17 protein-coding genes are annotated in these 18,203 nt (G+C 69.1%); 9 read left to right on the forward strand and 8 right to left on the reverse strand.

The window, feature by feature from the left end:
- The first annotated feature begins 219 nt into the window (after nucleotides 1-219).
- Complete coding sequence (locus tag O7631_RS26990) at nucleotides 220-696, forward strand: SRPBCC family protein (RefSeq protein ID WP_278146859.1); 477 nt, start codon at nucleotides 220-222, stop codon at nucleotides 694-696.
- Nucleotides 693-1,325 (forward strand): SRPBCC family protein, encoded by a 633-nt coding sequence (locus O7631_RS26995; protein WP_278146860.1) that lies wholly within the window; start codon nucleotides 693-695, stop codon nucleotides 1,323-1,325. Before O7631_RS26990 ends, O7631_RS26995 begins: the two co-directional genes overlap by 4 nt.
- Before the next feature lie 67 nt (nucleotides 1,326-1,392).
- Here O7631_RS26995 and O7631_RS27000 read toward each other — a convergent pair whose 3' ends face one another.
- Nucleotides 1,393-4,110: a LuxR family transcriptional regulator gene (locus tag O7631_RS27000; RefSeq protein ID WP_278146861.1), complete on the reverse strand. Its 2,718-nt coding sequence runs from the start codon at nucleotides 4,108-4,110 to the stop codon at nucleotides 1,393-1,395.
- Nucleotides 4,111-4,150: 40 nt separating this feature from the next.
- Nucleotides 4,151-4,714 (reverse strand): VOC family protein, encoded by a 564-nt coding sequence (locus O7631_RS27005; RefSeq protein ID WP_347403523.1) that lies wholly within the window; start codon nucleotides 4,712-4,714, stop codon nucleotides 4,151-4,153.
- A gap of 6 nt (nucleotides 4,715-4,720) precedes the next feature.
- On the opposite strand from O7631_RS27005, the gene O7631_RS27010 reads away from it, so the two are divergent.
- Nucleotides 4,721-5,521, forward strand: a complete 801-nt coding sequence (locus O7631_RS27010; RefSeq protein WP_278146862.1) for a helix-turn-helix transcriptional regulator — start codon at nucleotides 4,721-4,723, stop codon at nucleotides 5,519-5,521.
- A 46-nt stretch (nucleotides 5,522-5,567) separates the two neighbouring features.
- On the opposite strand, the gene O7631_RS27015 is transcribed toward O7631_RS27010, so the two are convergent.
- From O7631_RS27015 to O7631_RS27025, 3 genes are all read right to left on the reverse strand, one after another.
- The gene (locus O7631_RS27015; protein ID WP_278146863.1) at nucleotides 5,568-7,040 is read right to left on the reverse strand and encodes a prenyltransferase/squalene oxidase repeat-containing protein; all 1,473 of its coding nucleotides are present in this window, start codon (nucleotides 7,038-7,040) and stop codon (nucleotides 5,568-5,570) included.
- A 136-nt stretch (nucleotides 7,041-7,176) separates the two neighbouring features.
- Nucleotides 7,177-8,082 carry a terpene synthase family protein gene (locus O7631_RS27020; RefSeq protein ID WP_278146864.1) on the reverse strand — a complete coding sequence of 302 codons (906 nt, stop codon included), beginning with the start codon at nucleotides 8,080-8,082 and terminating at the stop codon, nucleotides 7,177-7,179.
- 11 nt (nucleotides 8,083-8,093) lie between these two features.
- Nucleotides 8,094-9,431, reverse strand: a complete 1,338-nt coding sequence (locus tag O7631_RS27025; RefSeq protein ID WP_278148030.1) for a cytochrome P450 — start codon at nucleotides 9,429-9,431, stop codon at nucleotides 8,094-8,096.
- A 455-nt stretch (nucleotides 9,432-9,886) separates the two neighbouring features.
- Here O7631_RS27025 and O7631_RS27030 point away from each other — a divergent pair, with 455 nt between their 5' ends.
- Nucleotides 9,887-11,014, forward strand: coding sequence for a hypothetical protein (locus O7631_RS27030; protein ID WP_278146865.1), 1,128 nt, complete (start codon nucleotides 9,887-9,889; stop codon nucleotides 11,012-11,014).
- Nucleotides 11,015-11,040: 26 nt separating this feature from the next.
- Here the strand turns inward: O7631_RS27030 and O7631_RS27035 are convergent, their stop codons facing one another.
- The 3 genes from O7631_RS27035 to O7631_RS27045 form a co-directional block, all read right to left on the reverse strand.
- Nucleotides 11,041-12,216, reverse strand: coding sequence for a zinc-dependent alcohol dehydrogenase (locus O7631_RS27035; RefSeq protein ID WP_278146866.1), 1,176 nt, complete (start codon nucleotides 12,214-12,216; stop codon nucleotides 11,041-11,043).
- Nucleotides 12,213-12,701, reverse strand: coding sequence for a hypothetical protein (locus O7631_RS27040; RefSeq protein WP_278146867.1), 489 nt, complete (start codon nucleotides 12,699-12,701; stop codon nucleotides 12,213-12,215). The genes O7631_RS27035 and O7631_RS27040 overlap by 4 nt, the downstream gene beginning before the upstream one ends.
- Nucleotides 12,702-12,825: 124 nt before the next feature.
- Nucleotides 12,826-13,668, reverse strand: coding sequence for an aldo/keto reductase (locus tag O7631_RS27045; RefSeq protein ID WP_278146868.1), 843 nt, complete (start codon nucleotides 13,666-13,668; stop codon nucleotides 12,826-12,828).
- A 244-nt stretch (nucleotides 13,669-13,912) separates the two neighbouring features.
- On the opposite strand from O7631_RS27045, the gene O7631_RS27050 reads away from it, so the two are divergent.
- From O7631_RS27050 to O7631_RS27070, 5 genes are all read left to right on the forward strand, one after another.
- Complete coding sequence (locus tag O7631_RS27050; protein WP_278146869.1) at nucleotides 13,913-14,494, forward strand: type 1 glutamine amidotransferase domain-containing protein; 582 nt, start codon at nucleotides 13,913-13,915, stop codon at nucleotides 14,492-14,494.
- A gap of 296 nt (nucleotides 14,495-14,790) precedes the next feature.
- Nucleotides 14,791-15,711: an SRPBCC family protein gene (locus tag O7631_RS27055; RefSeq protein WP_278146870.1), complete on the forward strand. Its 921-nt coding sequence runs from the start codon at nucleotides 14,791-14,793 to the stop codon at nucleotides 15,709-15,711.
- Nucleotides 15,708-16,883: a zinc-dependent alcohol dehydrogenase gene (locus O7631_RS27060; RefSeq protein WP_278146871.1), complete on the forward strand. Its 1,176-nt coding sequence runs from the start codon at nucleotides 15,708-15,710 to the stop codon at nucleotides 16,881-16,883. The genes O7631_RS27055 and O7631_RS27060 overlap by 4 nt, the downstream gene beginning before the upstream one ends.
- A 195-nt stretch (nucleotides 16,884-17,078) precedes the next feature.
- A complete protein-coding gene (locus O7631_RS27065; protein ID WP_278146872.1) occupies nucleotides 17,079-17,708 on the forward strand; it encodes a TMEM175 family protein in 630 nt (209 codons plus the stop codon).
- A gap of 73 nt (nucleotides 17,709-17,781) precedes the next feature.
- Nucleotides 17,782-18,189 carry a DUF2267 domain-containing protein gene (locus O7631_RS27070; protein ID WP_278146873.1) on the forward strand — a complete coding sequence of 136 codons (408 nt, stop codon included), beginning with the start codon at nucleotides 17,782-17,784 and terminating at the stop codon, nucleotides 18,187-18,189.
- Nucleotides 18,190-18,203: the final 14 nt, after the last annotated feature.

Genomic DNA, 18,203 nt, shown 5'->3' on the forward strand with positions numbered 1-18,203 from the left:
CATCGACTCGGCGGCACCGCTCGTCGGGAGCGGGCACGCGAAACCGCCATCGTTGCGTGCTGCCCTTCTCGGCCCCGCAGCGCGAACTAGGTAAATCTTGCCGATGTGCGGCGGTTGCCGTCTTGGCACGATCGTTTCTGCCGGGTGTGGATCTAGCGGCTCGCGCACGCCCGGCGTTCCGATCGTCAGTGACCGCGGAGGGGCTTCACGATGGACAACATGACGGATGCCGACGAGGTCGGCATCGACCTGTCGGCCCCGGTGATCAGCCGCCACAGCGTCACGGTGACCGCGTCCGCGGACACCGTGTGGCGGATCCTCACGGACATCGACGCGTGGACGACCTGGTTGCCGGAAATCCCGTACGCACGTGTGGAAACACCCGGTCCGCTCGCGCCGGGCTCGGTGTTCCGCTGGTCCGCCGCGGGCATGGAGATCGAGTCGACGATTCTCCAGGTACGGCCGCAGAAGCGCCTCGTCTGGCGGGGATACGGTGACGGGCCCGACGGCGTCCTCGGCGTCCACGTCTGGACGCTCACTCCGGCCGACGACGGCGTGGAGGTGTCGACCGAGGAGTCCTTCGCCGGCCCGCCCGTCGATGCCGACAATGCGTCGTTCCAGGAGGGCCTCGACACGACCCTCGCCATGTGGCTGGGCCGGCTCAAGCTCACCGCCGAGGCGGTGAGCGCGTCATGAGGACCCGGATGGTCGCCGTCGCGACGGCAGCGGTCGTCGCCGGCCTCGTGGGCGGCGGCGGTGCACCGGCTCGGGCCGAGGCCAGCGGCGGCGGCTCCGACCGCGCGACGGTGCGATGCGCGGGACGGACCGTCGACACCGCGGCGAAGATTCGCCACCGGACGGAGACGACGATCGACGCTCCGCTACGGACCGTCTGGAGGATCCAGACCAACGTGGAACGCTGGCCGTCGTGGCAGGAGCCGGTGCTGTCCAGTAAGCGGCTCGACCGCGGACCACTGCGTCCCGGTTCGTCGTTCCGATGGACGACGTCGGTGCCCGAGACCACGTTGAATCCCGCCACGACCCTCGTCGTCACGTCCACTGTCCGCCAGCTTCAGCACCAGAGGTGCCTTCGCTGGGACGGCCCGGCGATCGGTGCGGGGTTGCGCATCGACGAGGGTGTCCACGTGTGGACGTTCACCGAGGTCGACGGACGGGTTCTCGTGCGTACCGAGGAGACGTGGCGCGGTGAGCAGGTGGAACAGGACGTCGCATTCTCCACAACGGCTCTCGCCGGGAGTCTGGAGACGTGGCTGACGGAGTTGAAGACGCTGGCCGAACGGGAGTGTGCGACGGACCGGCGCTGACGCCGCTCAACGGCCCCGCCGGTCTCCCACCGGCGGGGCCTTTCGTCGCCCGACCGGCCCGGCCCCGTCAGCGGAGGAGTTCGCGCAACTGCCGGCGTGAGCTGATGCCCAGTTTGCGGTAGAGGTTCCGCAGGTGGGCGTCGATCGTTCGCGGGCTGACGAACAGCAGCGCGGCGACCTCCTTGGTGCCTGCGCCGGAGGCGACCTTGCGGGCGACGAGCAGCTCCCGTGCGGTCAGCCCTGCGAGCGGATCGGCGTCGTCGGTCAGGGTCGGCTCGCCGATGGCATCCAGTTCGCGGGCGGCGCGGCCGGCGAACCCGCGCGCGCCGATGGTGCTGAGCAGATCGTGTGCGGCGCGCAGCTCCACCCGCGCCTCGGTCCGGCGGCCGACCCGTCGCAGCCACTCCCCGTAGAGCAGGCGGGCACGCGCGTAATGGACGCGCATCCTGCTCCCGGCGAACCGGCTGATCGCCTCGCGGTAGTGGTCCTGTGCGCCGAGCCCCGGGTCCAGCACCGCACACGCCAACTGGTGCGCACCCGTGGTCCACGCGTTCGGGTTGACCCGTGCGACGTCCCCGATCCACTCAGCCGAATCCTCGGCCTCTTCGGGGCGTCCGACGTACGCGGCGGCTTCGACCATCTCCTGGTGGAAGGCGGTGACGGCGTACGAGCCGCGCCGGTGCTGGTCCCGCACGAGCAGCAACGCGGTCAGCGCGGCCTCGTGGTCGCCGCTGCCGTTGCACAGCACGGCGTTCGCGTAGTGCAACGCGGCCGGGTTCATCCCTGCCCAGCCGCGCAGCCTCTCCTGAATTCCCCGGAACCGGTCGGCGTCGCCGCTCCACGCGGCGAGCATCAGGTCGGACCCGACGAGGTTGGAGGTCCCCGCGGCCTCGTCGACCGCGCGCGCCTCGATGATGCAGACGTGCGCGTCGGCGAAGCGACCCACGATCGTCCGGGCGACCGCCTGGAATCGCAGCGCGTGGGGAAGGATCGCGTACGCTCCCTGCGCCCGGGCGAGTTCCACCTGACGGTCGACGATCTCCTCCATGGCGTCGCTGTCGCCGAGGTCGACGCTCAACACGCAGGCGCGTTCCATCCACCACGGATCCGCGTCGGGCGTGCGGGCGTGCTCCCGGAAGGCGTCGACGGCGCGGCGCATCAGGGGGATCGCCTCGTCCGCCGGGCGGAGGTTCTGCTCGACCAACGCCTGCAACAGCAGATCGACCGGACGTGGTGGCTGACGCGGCGGTACCCGTTCCCGGATGTGCAGGGCGAGCCGCCGTAGCCTACCGGGCTCGTCGACGCTGAACATGAGCGACGCGAAGGCTTCCAGGTACGTCTCGCGGACCTCATCGGGGGCCATGACGTCGGCCGCGTCGATGAGGGCGATCGTCGCCGGGATACTGCGCGCCACGTGATAGTCGATCGTCGCGCGCAGCAGTCGCGCAGCGCGGCGGTCGGCCAGGTCCGGCTGGAGACGCTCGGCCTCGTCCACGAGTTCCCGGGCCGTGGAAGGCGCGCCCGCACTCAACCGTGCCCGGGCCGCGTCCAACAGGCGGCGTACCTGCCGCGACCGGTCCGGTGTCAGTCGGGCCGCGCGTTCGAGGAACGCGGCCACGGCCGCGAAGCCGCCGCGGCGTTGTGCCCGTCCGGCCGACCGTTCCAGTTCCGCCGCGGTCTCCTCGTCCGGCCCGGTGATCGCGTTCGCCTGGTGCCAGGCGCGGCGGTCGGGATCGGCGTCGACGTCCGTAACGGCGGCGAGCGCCGCGTGTGCCTGCCGTCGCGTTCCGGCCCCGGTCGAGCGGTACACCGCTGAGCGCGCCAGCGGATGGTGGAAGTGCACCCGGGGGCCGATCACCAACAGGCCGCTGTCCTCGGCCGCGGCCAGATCCGAGGCGTCCAGTCCCTGGATCGTCAGGGCGCGCCGCAGCAGAACGAGGTCGCCGGTCGGCTCCGCGGCGGCCAGCGCCAGAACCGAACGCGCGGGTGCCGGCAGCCGCCGGAACCGACTCACGAACCGATGTTCCACAGCGCCGTGCCCGGCGTCGCCGGGTAGTCCGAACGGCCCCGCGTCGCGGGCGAACTCCACCAGCGCGAGAGGGTTACCGGCCGCTTCGGCGAGAATCCGTTGCACGATCGCTGCCTCGTGGCCCAACGGTGTCCGGTACCGCAGCAGGGTGAGAGCCTCCGAGTCGGTGAGCCCGCCGAGGGTGAGGGCGGGTAGGCGACCGAGCTCCGACACCGATGCGGCGTCGCGGGCGACAAAGACCATGGCGATCCGCTCCGCCGCCACGCGCGCCGCGACGAACGCCAACACCTGCCGCGAGCCGGCGTCGATCCACTGCACGTCGTCGACGGCACAGAACACCGGCCGTCGCCGGCCTACGGCGCTGAGCAGGCCCAGGACGGCCAGGCCGACCAGCATCGGAGTCGGAGTCAACCCCGCGTGCAGCCCGAACACCGTGTCGAGCGCGTGCCGCTGCGGTGCGGGGAGTCCGGCGCGGTGGTCGAGCACGGGCGCGCACAGCTGGTGCAGGGCCGAGTAGGGCAGTTCGCTCTCGAACTCGATACCACCGGCGCGCAGTACCTGCCATCCGTCCAGCCGTGATGCGACCTCACCGACGAGGGTCGACTTGCCGATCCCCGCCTCACCGACAACGAGCATCGCCCTGCCACGGCCCTGCGCCGCGGGCGCCGTCACCGAGGCGATCGCACCCAACTCCGTCTCCCGGGCGACGAACGCCCCTGGCCTGGTAGCGAGCCGATGGCGGGTAACGGTGCCCACTCCCCTCCAGCTGTCCGGCCCGACCGATGGTATCCGCAGCCTAAGAGGGCAGCTGGAACAGTTCCAACTGGATCCCGTCGGGATCGCGGAGATACAGGATCTTCGTCCCGGCCAGCGTGCCCGCTTCGACGCCGTCGCCGTCCCGGAGCACGACCGGCTCGGCGTTGACGTGTACGCCCCGCTCCACCAGCTCGCGGTGCGCCTCGTCGAGGTCGTCGACCTCGAAACACAGGTGCATCACCCCGACGTCGCAGTTGCGCCCGGTGAAGGGCCTCGGCTGCGGGCTGTCGTACTGGATGAGCTCCAGAAGGACGTTGTCACCGGCCAGCGCGAACGACGCCCGCATCGACGCGTTCTCCACCTCGACAACCGCGCCGATCGCCGGGTTCGTCGCCGAGATCGTCACGCCGTTCGGCGCGATACCGAGGACGTCCTCGTACCACCGCACCGACCGCGCCAGATCACTCACCGGGACTCCGATGTGGTGCATCCTGGTCACTTTGCTCATGATCCCCATCATCAGGCGCGTACCACCACTGTGGAAGGCACAGTTCTTCCGCGTACCGCTGGTACCACCCAGCCCTCGACGCCGATGGCGGATCATGTATTCATGAATGACCTCGGAGCGGCGTTGCGGGCCTGGCGGGATCGCACGGACCCGGCCGTGGTCGGTCTCGCGAGCGGGTCACCTCGCCGCGTCGTCGGCCTACGGCGCGGCGAGCTGGCAGCACTGGCCGGCATCTCCCCCGAGTACGTGGCACGCCTCGAACAGGGCCGTGCCGCCACGCCGTCGGTGCAGGTGTGCACCTCCCTTGCCCGCGCGTTACGACTCTCCGACGACGAGGAGGCGCACCTGATGCGCCTGGCCGGCTTCGCAGCCGACCCGGACCGGATACCCCACCTGATCCCCAGCAGCCTGCACCGCGTCATCGACCACCTCGGCGACACCCCGGTGGCCGTCTACGACGCCGTCTGGCGGCTGCTGCACTGGAACCGGATGTTCGCGGCCGTCTTCGGCGACCCCACGGGCGCCACCGCCGACGATCGCAACGCCCTGGTCGTCCAGTTCGAATCCCGAAACCCCCGGGTGCGCCAGACCGACACCGAGCGCGCCTACTTCGAGCAGTCGTTGGTGGCCGACCTGCGCGCCACCAGCGCCCGCTATCCCAACGACCCCGACGTGGCGGCACTGATCTCGCGCATGGCCGGCAACGACAGGTTCTGCCACCTGTGGGCCCTCCGGGCGGTGGCCAACCACGAGAGCGCGCACAAGACCGCGGTACACCCGGACGTGGGCGCCATCCCGCTCGACGCGAACGTCCTGACCACCCAGAACACCGACCTGCGTCTCGTCGTCCTCACCCCTCGGCCCGACACCACCGCTCGCGAGAGGCTGGATCGACTGGGTTGAGAGCCCGTCCTTGTCGGTGCCCTTCCTCAGCGATCGACGGCATCCGTCACGTCGGGCACGTCCGCAGATCGTCGTCGAACCTGACCCGTAGGCGGCTCTCCGTCGCGAGGTGCTGCGCGGCGAGCACAGCGGCACGGACGATCTTCGTGGGGTGATAGAGGTCCTTGTCGTGCCACAGCGCGGGACCCTCCTGCGGGATCGCGCTCGTCATGTCCAGATAGGACATACCTCGGCTGAGGGCCGCATCAGCGGCCGGTAGTCCCCGCCCCGCTACGGCGAGGATCTGCATCGCGTACGCCGTCTCCTCCGACGATCCGTTCCAGCGACCCCAGGATCCGTCGGGCTGCTGCGTGGCTACCACCCAACGCACCGCGCGGGCCAGGGACTCCGCAGCCGCGGAAGGGGCGGCATCGGCCAGAGCCAACGTGCAGCAGACGGTCGCGTAGTAGGGAGAGGCATGCCACCGATCCTGCCAACCGCCGTCCGGAAGCTGGCAGGATCGCAGCGCATCGACCAGACGCCGGACCGCGGAGCGGTAGCGTGGTGCGGCGTCTGACTGCGTCGCCAGGTGCCGGCTCAGGGCGTCCAGGACGTGGGCGTTGGTAGTGACCGAGAAGCCGTCCTCGCCCGGCCAGGTGCAGAATCCGGCATCCGTCTCGAATCTCCAGAGGCTACTCGGGTCGGTGGGCACGCCCAGCCACGACAGCGCATACAGAGTGACTGAGGTGGTATCCGCGTCCGGCGGCAGGCCTGGGCCGGCTGGTGTCCCCACCGAAGTCAGATCTGCCGTCAGGCTGTCGACCAGGTCCGGAACCGGGGGTACGGCGATGCCGGCCCGTGCGAGGGAACCGACGACCCACGCACGCTCGAAGACGCCGAGCGGCGTCGCGCAGGGAGCGAGACCGTCGTGCCGCTGAATGACGGACTCCAGGTGGGCCCGTACCCAGCCATGCTCATCGACCTCTCCCGCCGCACCCAACCACGCGGCGGTGGCGGCCGGCGACGCCCCGATGACGCCGGGCGGCAGCGGTTGGACACCGACGGCGTCCGGGGCGATGTCACCGACGACCTCCAACGCGTGCAGCAGCTTGTCGGGCACCGGCGCGCCTGCCGCGATGATGCCCCTCACGACGTCGAGTCTCATGCCATCCATGCCGGGCGGCAGAGGCAGCCGAGGACCTGCCTGCCAGTGGACCAGACCGCGCGGGATGTCGCGGCACGTCAGGTGCTCGTTGATGGCGTCGGTCAGCGCCGGCACGATGAGGTCGATCGCTGGCGTATCCGGGATGGGCCGCGTGGTCGCCAGCCAACTCCTCAGCCACAGCAGCCCACGGTCGACGGCGTCGACCAGCATGTCAGCGGGAGACCTGATCAGGACGGCGAGGAGAGCCTCCGTGGCGCTCAACGTCGGAACCAGGGCGTACCCCTCTGGTGCGCCCCATCCGCCGTCGAGTCGCTGGGTGCCCAGCAGGTGCCGCACCCGCTCGTCATGGCCGGTCAACCAGGGAGCCAAACTCACGAGCCGACCGGTTTCGTAGGTGGACGGGGACATCTGCCCGGCTGGTTCTCGCAGCATCGCCTCGACCAGCTCAGCTGCGCCGGTCGAGGCGAGGGCCCGGCCCTCTGGTCCCCGCGCCTGTTCCGGGAAAGCGCTGTCAACGCTCAACGGTGCCCCAGTAGTCCGTGCCGCGATAGAAACCACTGGTGAACCCGATCTCCCGGGCCAGGTAACGGGCTTCCTGCGGGCACCTGCTCTCCATTTCCTGAAGCAGTGCCCGACACGTGTCGATGCGCTCGGCGACGTGTCGGTTGATGTCGTCCCTGTCGACGCCGAGCATGAGGGCGTTGAGGTCGCCTGTCTTGAGATCGCGTTCATAGCTGGCCATGTCGTTGACCAGACGCAGGATTTTCTGTACCTCACGACTGGCCGCTGTCAGTTCGGGAAGGTGGCCCAGGGTCTCCTCGTCGGCGGTGGCGAGCCAGTGCGACACGTTGACGAAGGACGCGCCGTAGTTGTCGGCGTTGTCGAGGTATTCCACGAACGACGGCAGCTGACGCTCGTCGGCTGCCCTGGCGGCTCGCCACCGCCACTCCACGACCTCAGCGGTGAGCATCCTGTCGACCTCGTCCCGCCACAGCGACTGAGCGCCTGCGAAGGCGGGTGAGGCGGCCAACTCGTCGCGAATCTCGGCGAGAAACTGGCCGAGCGCGTCTCCGGCCGCCGGCGTGGCGCCGTCGGCCACCGCGACGCAGGCGGAGGCGATCGCCGTTACGGAGTCCAGGGACGTCGCAACAGAGTCGACCATCCAGTCTTCCGCAGTGACCCACAACGACGCGCGGTTGGCGACGCGAAGCTGCTCTGCCGTGCACCACGGCGCTATGAACGCCGTCGACAGGGCCAGCGCGCCCAGCATGGCGCCGTCAACCGGCGGGCTGGGAAACAGGGTGGGATACACCGACACGCACTGCTGCAGATCTCGATGGCCCCGAGCGGCGAGGACGCAGATACGTCCCTGATCCGCGGCTGCCGCGAGGCTGTCGGCGACGCTGGTGGTAGGCACAGGTACTCCTCTCATGCGGCGGTGCGAGCAATCCGCGTCAGGACCATTTCCACGGGGCGTGCGGGACGCAGCGAGGCGGCGACCCGCGTGCTGGGGATGGCGGGGTCGTTCAGACGGAACCGGAACCGGCTCAGGAAGGTCGCCACGACGAGGACGGCCTCGAGTGCGAACAGGTGCTCGCCCAGACAGCGGTGCCGCCCGCCTCCGAAGGGGTAGTACGCGTACCGGTGGCGACCCTCGTCACGGCCCGGCGCGAAACGCTCGGGGTCGAAGACCTCCGCCGTCTCGCCCCAGAGCGCCGACATCCGATGCGTGGCGTACGGCGAGAGGATGACGCTGGCCCCCTTCTTGATGCGTACTCCGCCGAGCACGTCCGCCTCGGCCGCGCGACGGGGCAGAATCCAGCCGGCCGGGTAGAGCCGGAGGAGTTCGTCCAGCACCATCCGGGTGTAGGTGAGCTCTTGGAGGTTTTCGGCACGGATCGGACCTTCACCGACAACGTGGTCGACCTCGGCGTAGAGCCGACTGGCGACCTCAGGGTTGTTGGCGAGGACCGGCCACAGCCAGGTGAGCACGACGTACGAGGTCTCCGTCGTGACCGCGACCATCGACACCAGGTCGTCGCGCATCTGCTGGAGACTGAGCGGAGCCCCGTCAGAGGTCCGGGCTCGCGCCAGGGTGGACAACACGTCGTCGCTGTCGCCTGGTCGCTGGAGCGCCTCGTGTAGTACGGGCAGCAGGATGTCGTCGATTGTGCGAACCGCTGCCATGAAGCGTCGGTCGCCGGGCAGGCGGATCCACCACGGCACCCCCGGCGCGAGCAGGCGGGGCCCCATCGCCGTGACGATCACCTCCTGCGCTGCCATGATCCGCAGGGCGGCTTCGATGTCGATTCGATCGGCGAAGAAGACCCGCATGATGGCGCTGGAGACGATCCGGGACAGCTCGGAGCCGACATCGATCGGCGTTCCCGCAGCGGCCGCCGCCTCCAGCTCGTCGACCGAGGTGGCGATGGCCTCGGCCATGGTGTCGACCAGTGGGCCGATGCGAGTCGTCCTAAACAGGGGGCCGAGTGTCCGCCTGCTGGCCGCCCAGGTCTCACCCTCCGCGAGGATGCCGTCTCCGACCAGCCTCCGTACTGACCGCCACAGTGCTGTGTCGTCACCTCGCGGGTAGATGTCGGCCTTCTCCTGCAGCACCTGCTGCACGTCGGCCGGGTTGGTGACGAGATAGGCGCTGGAAACTCCCAGTCCAAGGCGGACGACGGCACCTCCGGACCAGTTGGCGATGTCGACGAGTGACTGGTGCGTGTTGCGGACCAGCCGCGGCAGCGCCTTGTAGACAGGAATGGCCATGGCCTTGGCACCTGGCGTCGTTCTCGGCATCGTGCGACCCCTCCCCACCGCGCCTGCCGGGCGCTCATGTTCACCCGGATCAATGTCACAGTGGCCGCCAGTCTCCTAGGTGTAACGTGAGTGAGCAATGGGTGACGTGAATAGTCACACCACATCTCACGATGATCGATGGCCCTCGACGCCGTTCCCGCCGCGAGGTGGTGCGAGCCTCCTGAGCGCCTTCCATCGAATCCGCTACAGCCCGCGGGATGGTCATTTAGGCTGCGTGGGCGGGCCGCCCGGTTCGACGCGGGCGTCGCGTCAGCGCTGTACGGACTGATCGGCGCGCTCCCATCGGCGAGCCCGGCTCCCACCACTACGTCAGTCGGCACGGGAGCTGCCGCGACGGCACGAGACGCCCCCGGTCTTCGCCGTCGGCGGCCGAGCCCGGCTACCGGTGAGGAGCAGCGGTGACCCACAGCGAACAGCGACGCCAGGAGATCGTCGTGGGACTGGTGGCAACCCCACCGGACCATCCGGCCCGGGTGGCTGCGCGGCTCGCCACAGAGCTGGCTGCCCGACTCGCCGATGATGTGGGCGCTGACGTGCGGTGGGTCGTCCGGGAGGGCTGGGGCGAGGTGGCGCCGCGCCGCGACGGAGGCGTCGAGTCACTGCTCGACGATCTTGCGCAGCGGCGCGCCGACGACCGGTGGGACATCGCGATCTGCCTGACCGACCTGCCACTGCACGCGGAGCGGGTGCCACTGGTGGCACAGACCTCCGCTCGACGTCGAGTCGCGGTCGTGTCCCTGCCCGCGCTGGGACTGCGCCAACTGCGAGCGGCCCGCGCTATCGTTCCCGATCTGGTGAGCAGGCTGTTGACTGACGCCTCCGACCAGCGGATGCCGCCGGACGGCCGGGCGGCAGCCGAGATGGCACCCCGGGCTCCCGCCGTCCACCGGGAGATCGACGGAACCGACGCCGGTGGACGGCGCTACGTCGCGTCGGGGCTGGTCGGACGGGTTCGCCTGTTGAGCGGGATGGTCCGCGCCAACCGCCCGGGGCGTGCCCTCCTGGGTCTGTCCAAGTTGCTGGTCGGCGCGTTCGGCACGGCCGCGTTCGCGCTCACCACGGACACCATCTGGCAGATGGGCGACGCGCTCGGCGGACTCCGGCTCGCCGTGATCATGCTGCTCGGGCTGGCCGCGTTGGTGGCCTGGCTGATCGTCGCGCACGACCTGTGGGAGAAGCCAGACCGTGAGACACCGACCGCGATGGCACGGTTGTTCAACCTGGGGACGATCCTCACTCTCACTCTGGCCACGGCAGTGTCTTACGTGGTGTTGTTCGTGGGAACGGTGCTCGTCGAGGCACTGCTGATCGACACGTCCGTGCTGGAGCAGACTCTGCAACGGCCGGTCGATGTCACCGACTATCTGACGCTCGCCTGGATCACCAGCTCGCTGGCCACCGTGGGTGGCGCGATCGGCTCGGGGCTGGAGAACGAGGAAACGGTCCGGGCCGCCGCATACGGCTACCACCCCCAACCCGACGGTTGGCGGGACGAGAAAGGCGGACAGCCGCACAGCGGGAGGTAACTGGGCGTAGGCCCGGGCCGCGACGGTCAACTGGTGGGCTGGAAGACGGCCCGTACGCATCCGTCGACCTTCTGTTTGAACATCTCGTAGCCGCGCGGCGCTTCGTCCAACGGCATGGTGTGTGTCGCGAGATGTTCGGTGACCAGCTCGCCGCGGGCCATCCGCTCCAGCAGCATGGGAATGTAGCGTTGTCCGTGCTGTTGTGCGCCGCGTAGCGTCAGCCCCTTGTTCATCACCGCTCCGAGCGGGAACTTGTCCACCAGTCCGGCGAACACGCCCAAGACGAACACACTGCCGCCCTTGCGGCAGTTGTAGATCGCCTCCCGGGCAGCGATCGGGCGATCGGACTCGATGCGCAGTTGCTGCTTGACCTGGTCGTACCAGAATTGCGGACCGCTGCTGTGCGATTCCATACCGACTGCCTCGATGCACACGTCCGGGCCGCGACCGCCACTGCGTTCCAGCAACTCGCCGCCGACGTCCTGCTGCTCATAGTTGAGCGTCTCGACGCCGAGATGTGTCTGGGCCATCTGGAGCCGGTTGTCGAGCCGGTCGATGACGATCACGCGGTCGGCACCGAGCAGCACAGAGGCACGAGCCGCCATTTGGCCCACCGCCCCGGCGCCCCAGACCGCCACGACATCACCCGGTTTCACTCCGGCGAGGTCGGCGCCCATCCAGCCGGTGGGCGCGGAGTCGGAGGCGAACAACGCGCGCTCGTCGCTCACCTCGTCGGGGACGGTGAAGGCACCCTGGTCGGCGTAGGGGACGCGGATGTATTCGGCGTGGCTGCCGGCGAAGCCGCCGAGCGCGTGCGAATAGCCGTAGCATCCTCCGGGAGCGGAGCCCCAGACGTTCTCGGTGATCATCGGGTTCGTGTTGCCGTTGTCGCACAGCGAGAACTGTTGCTGCTGGCAGTACCAGCACTTGCCGCAGGAGACGAACGAACAGACCACGACCCGGTCGCCTACCTTGTGGTTGCGTACCTGCGGACCGACCTCGACGATGTCACCGAGGAACTCGTGCCCGAGGACGTCGCCGCGTTCCATGAACGGGATGTACCCGCCGAGCAGGTGCAGGTCGGAACCGCAGGTCACCGTCCGACGGACCCGTACAATGACGTCCTGCTCGTTGCGGATCTGCGGGTCCGGAACCTGCCGCACCGCGAGCTCGTTGGCTCCCTCCCAGACCAGCGCCCTCACAGTCGTCCCTCCCGCCGACCCTGCTGGGTGGCCATCCGCAGTGGCTTGTTCACCGGAGTCGGCTCGGTGGTGGGCGGATAGTCCGGATGCAGGACCTCACTGGTCTCGATCAGTTGCTTCGACTCGCGTAGGGCAGCGCGGATCGCCTGGTCAGGATCCCGGCCGGTGACCCGTCGGGCCGCGGCGACAGCAGGCAGTCGGGCGCCGTCGCGCAGCCGTACGGCGATCTCGGTCCCCCGGCCGCCGGGGGCAGGCCGGACCTGGACCTCGACGGCGTCGCCAAGCCCTGCCAGCGGCTCGGGGAATCGGCCGCCAGGGGCAACCTCACCCGCCGGTCGATTCACCGTCGCCACATGCCACCGTGCCCCGTGCCGCCGGGCCTGAACCCGTTGCCACTGGTCACTGCCCCGGCCAGCCCCACCGAGCAGGCGCCGGGCAACCATCCCGCCGGCTACCGCGGCCGCCCCACCGATCAGCCACCTCATGTCCGCCCCTGTCACTTGATCTGCTCGTGCGGGTGCCGTCAACAATCGGCAACCTTCACCGCAAACACTTTCATAAGGGGCGGAACCCGCAGGGGCGTTTGCGACAACCGCGCGGCCGCTGGCCCTACAACATCTCCAGCGGCTGCGGGCCGGTAGGTGGCGGGAATGCCGAGTCGAGTCCCGCGATGTCTTCCTCGGTCAGGCGCAGGTCGCGAGCTTCCGCGTTCTCCCGCGTGTGTTCCGGGTTGGACGATCGAGGGATGGCCGAAACCAACTCCTGCCTCAGCACCCAGGCCAGCGCGACCTGGGCGGGCGTCGCCCCGTGCCGGGCGGCGACCTCCGCGACCTGGTCGTGGCCGAGCAGTCTGCCCTGCTCGATCGGGGAGTACGCCATCACCGGGATTCGGTGTTCACGCAGCCACGGCAGCAGGTCGTACTCGGGACCACGGCGGGTGAGGTTGTACAGGATCTGGTTGGTCGCGCAGTCGTTCCCGCCCGCCTCGAACAGCTCGGTCATGTCGGAGAGGTCGAAGTTGCTCACACCCCACTGCCCGATGTCGCCGGCGTCGACGAGTTCGGCGAACGCCTCGATCGTCTCCGCGAGTGGGTGCGTGCCGCGCCAGTGCAGCAGATAGAGGTCGATGTGGTCGACGCCGAGCCGTTGCAGGCTACGGCGGCAGGCCTGCACTGTTCCCTGCCGGCTGGCGTTGGACGGCAGCACCTTGTCGACCAGGAACACGTCATCGCGTCGTCCGACAATGGCCTCGCCGACAAGCTCCTCGGACGCGCCATCGCCGTACATCTCCGCAGTATCGATCAAGGTCATACCCAGGTCCAGGCCAGCGTGCAGGGCGGCGATCTCGTCCCGTCGCCTCCCGGAGCGCTCACCCAAATACCAGGTGCCTTGACCAAGCACGGGCATGGTCTGGCCGGACGGCAGTTCGGTCGAAGCGGTAGGGAGAGTCATGTCGGCCTTTCCGGGGCCTCGGCGCCAGGGCGTGAGCGTGAGTGCGTTTACCCGCATCGACCGGAAGAAGTCTCGTATCACGACCGTGCTCCGCGCTGACCGTGCCGGATCGGCGAGAGGGCCGATCCGTCCACCCCTTGAGCGGCGTTCGGCGACCTGTTTCCCGGTAGTGACACCGGGAAGGCGACCGCGAGCGAACGATGCGCCGCCGACGGGGCGACGCCACGAAGGGAAGGCCGCCAAAATGGCGCAGAGCCAGCAGCCCTTGACCGGCAAACGAATCGCCTGCCTCGCCGCCGACGGAGTGGAGGACGTGGAGTACACCCAGTCCCGAGCCGCCGCCGAGCAGGCGGGAGCCGAAGTGCACCTGATCTCGTTGCAGTCCGGCGAGATCCAGTCGATGAACCAGGACATCGAGCCAGCCAACCACTATCGCGTTGATCGGACCGTGAACGACGTCGATGCGGCCGACTACGACGCCCTGTTGCTGCCGGGCGGGACGGTCAATCCCGACAGGCTCCGGATGAACCCGCAGGCGATGGACTTCGTCCGGGCGTTCTTTCAACAGCAGAAGCCGGTGGCGGCGATCTGCCACGGTCCGTGGTCTTTGGTCGAGACCGGCATGGTCAGCGGCCGGACCGTCACCTCGTTCCCCAGTCTGCGAACCGACATCCGCAACGCGGGCGGGAACTGGGTGGACCAACAGGTGCAGGTCGACAACGGCCTGGTCACCAGCCGCAACCCCAGCGACCTTCCGGCCTTCTGCGCCAAGATGGTAGAGGTGTTCGCCCAGGGTGAAGACGTTCGCCAGATGGCGACGGCCTGACGCTGTGGGGGCTCAGGATCCTCCGGATCCTGGGCCCCCACAGCGGTGGCATCCCCTGACGCCGCGCTGAGCAGCGGGACAGGGATCAGCTCTATACCGCGACCGATGCGCGGGTTGAGGTGGTTTCCGAGGGGTATGCGGGCCTCTATGGGTTGCGTGCCGGACTTCCACGAGCCGGAATGGCTCGACCGGGGTGCGACCGGATACGGAGGCGACCCGTGACTCAACTAGCAACCCGGGAGGCCGCGCAGGCCAGGCGGGAAGACGTGCGACGGCGAGGGCGCCGGCTCGGCTGGATGAGTCTCGGTCTGGGGGTGGCACAGCTGGCGGCACCGGACACGGTGCGCCGGATCAGCGGGGTGGACGACTCCTCGACCTCCCGGGCCGTGGTCCCACTGGTCGGGGCGCGGGAGTTGGTCCATGCGGCCGGACTCCTGACGAGCCGGCGCAAGGGCATCTGGGCGTGGACCCGGGTCGTGGGCGACGCGATGGACCTGGCCTCTCTCGGGGTGGCCATCGCCCACCGTAGCGGGCACCGCCGGCGTCGCCTCGTCGGTGTCACCGGCGCCATCGTCGGGATCACGGTGGTGGACCTGCTGACCGCCGTGCAGGCCACCCGCGTCCCGAGGATCGGTTCGGCGCCGGCGGTACGAGGCCCACGCGAAGGAGGATCCATGGAGCTGACAGCCACGACAACCATCCGCAAACCCCCGCCCACGGTCTACGCGTTCTGGCGTGACCTGGACAACCTCCCCACGTTCATGGCACACCTTGAGACGATCCGCGCCACCGGCGACCGTACGAGCCACTGGTCCGCCAGCGCGCCCTTCGGCACGAACGTCGAATGGGACGCAGAGATCATCGACGAGTCACCCGGGGAGAAGATCGCGTGGCGGTCCACCGGGAACCCCGACGTGCCGAACGCCGGCATGGTCCGGTTCGTGCCGGCCCCGGACGGTGTCAGCACCGAGGTGCACGTCGTCATGTCGTACGACATCCCGGGCGGCCCGGTCGGCAAGGCCGTTGCCAGGTACTTCGGTGAGGAACCGCACCAGCAGCTCGACGACGACCTACGCCGGCTCAAGCAGGTGATGGAGACCGGGCAGGTCGTCCGATCCGACGGCGCCCCGTGGGGCAAGCGGGCTCGCAAGGAGTTCCCGCAGCGTCCGGCGCAACCGCTGTCGGACTCCGAGCTCGCGAAGGGGGCAGACGCGTGAGGGCCAACACCTGGGCAGGCCGCAACAAGGTCAAGGTCCGTGACGTACCGGACCCGAAGATCCTCAACGACCGCGACGCCATCGTACGGATCACCTCCACCGCGATCTGTGGCTCGGACCTGCACCTGCTCGACGGGTATGTGCCCACGATGCAGGACGGCGACGTCATGGGTCACGAGTTCATGGGCGAGGTGGTCGAGGTCGGCCGGGGCGTCGACCCAGGTCGGCTGCGCGTCGGGGACCGGGTCGTCGTGCCGTTCCCGATCGCCTGCGGCGCGTGCGGCGCCTGCGCCGCTGAGCTGTACTCCTGCTGCGAGAACTCCAACCCCAACGCCGGGATCGCGGAGAAGATGTTCGGCCACCCGGTCGCCGGGATCTTCGGCTACTCGCATCTGACCGGCGGCTTCGCCGGCGGTCAGGCGCAGTACGCGAGGGTGCCGTTCGCCGACGTCGGTCCCCTGAAGATCGAGTCCGACCTCACCGACGAGCAGGTGCTGTTCCTCTCCGACATCCTGCCCACCGGCTACATGGGCGCCGAAATGTGCGACATCCAGCCCACCGACGTGGTGGCGGTATGGGGCGCCGGCCCGGTCGGTCAGTTCGCTATGGACAGCGCCCGGGCGCTCGGCGCCGCGAAGGTCATCGCCATCGACAAAGAGCCGTACCGGCTGCAAATGGCCGAACGGGCGGGCCACACGCCGGTGAACTTCGAGGATGTGGATGTGCGGTCCCGGTTGCTCGAACTGACCGGTGGACGGGGACCGGACAAGTGCATCGACGCGGTCGGCATGGAGGCCAGCCACGGTGCCGCGCACGTGCACGCCTACGACCGGGTCAAGCAGGCAGTCCGCTCGGAGACTGAGCGCCCGCACGCGCTGCGGCAGGCGATCCTGTCGTGCCGCAGCGGCGGCATCGTGTCGGTCATCGGCGTGTACGGCGGCTTCCTCGACAAGTTCCCGGCCGGGGCGTGGATGAATCGGGCACTGACCCTGCGTACCGGTCAATGCCACGTGCAGCGCTACATGAAACCGCTGCTGCAGCGCATCGAACGTGGGGAGATCGACCCGACCCGGGTCATCACCCACACCCTGCCACTCGACCAGGCAGAACACGGCTTCGAGATCTTCAAGAACAAGCAGGACAACTGCGAGAAGGTCGTCCTCAAACCCTGACCACCACCCGCATCCGGCCACCGCGGCACGCCCGGTGGCCGGATGCGGTGCGTGTCCGCGGGCACCGATCTTCTGCGGCGGCCTGCATCCGCAACCCCGGCTCTCCATCTGTTTGCCGCAGACGACCCTGGGTAGGCGCAGTCGGTGAGCGGGCCAGACGCAGACCTAGGCACCCGGTCAGACACCAGCCGCGCGGTGGCGTTCAGCGACGCCATCTTCGCCATCATCATCACGTTGCTGGTCCTGGACCTGCGGGTGCCGGACGTTCCTCCCGGCCGCCTCCTGTCCGGCCTCCTCGAGCAGTGGCCCTCGTACGCCGCGTATCTCGCGTCCTACTCGTATGTAGCCGTCGTCTGGCTCAACCACAAGGCGGCGTTCAACCGCATCCAGCAGGTCGATCGCGGCCTGCACTGGATGAACCTGTTCGTGCTGTTCAGCACGGCTTTGCTGCCTTTTCCGACCGCCGTCGTGTCGGACGCGCTGCAGGAGCACAACAACGCGGACCAGCGGGTGGCCGTCGCCTTCTACGCGCTGGTCGGCGCGTTGCTGTGCGCTACCTGGCTGGCGTTCTACCACTACCTGGCGAAGAACCCAGACCTGCTCAAGGACCAGGCCAAGGGCGGCTTCTTTCCCGTCGAGCGGCTCCGGGCGCTCGCCGGGGTCGTCCTGTACGTCCTCGCGGGGTTGGTCGGCTACCTGGCCGCGCCGTTGATCGGCCTGACCATCTTCGTCCTCCTGCCCGTCTTCTACGCCATCACCAGCGCCGGCCTGTACCAGTCGCCCGTGGCCCGACGTATCACTCACAGTCCTCCGCCGCGACCCTGAGGGCGGACGAGTCGTCGTTTCACCCGTGCGGCGGCGGGTACCCGCCGCGATCCGGTTCGAGAGGGGATCCGAGGTGAACTACAGCGAGTTCATTCAGGCTGTGGCAGCACGACCCAAGGTTCCGCCCGAAAAGGCCGAACCGATCACCCGCGCCACGCTTGAGACCATTGCCAAACGAGTCACCGGTGGCCAGACGAGGGACCTCGCCTCCCAGCTCCCCGAGGAGCTGCGCGGCCTGGTGTCGAGGCAAACCGAAGATCCGGAACGGTTCGGCCTCACCGAGTTCCTGCAACGGGTGCAGTCCCGGGCAGGGGTGGACCACAAGGTGGCCACCGACGGAGCGCGAGCCGTGTTGGACACCCTCCGTGAGGCTGCCAGCGCGAAGGAGTACGGGGACTTCGTCGACCAGTTGCCGCAGGAGTTCTGGCAGTTGACCGGGCCGGGGTCGGGACAGCTCCAGCCCCGCCGGATCGGCACCTGATCCCGCACGTCAGG

This window comes from Micromonospora sp. WMMD967, assembly GCF_029626165.1.
GTDB classification, from domain to species: Bacteria; Actinomycetota; Actinomycetes; order Mycobacteriales; family Micromonosporaceae; genus Micromonospora; species Micromonospora taraxaci.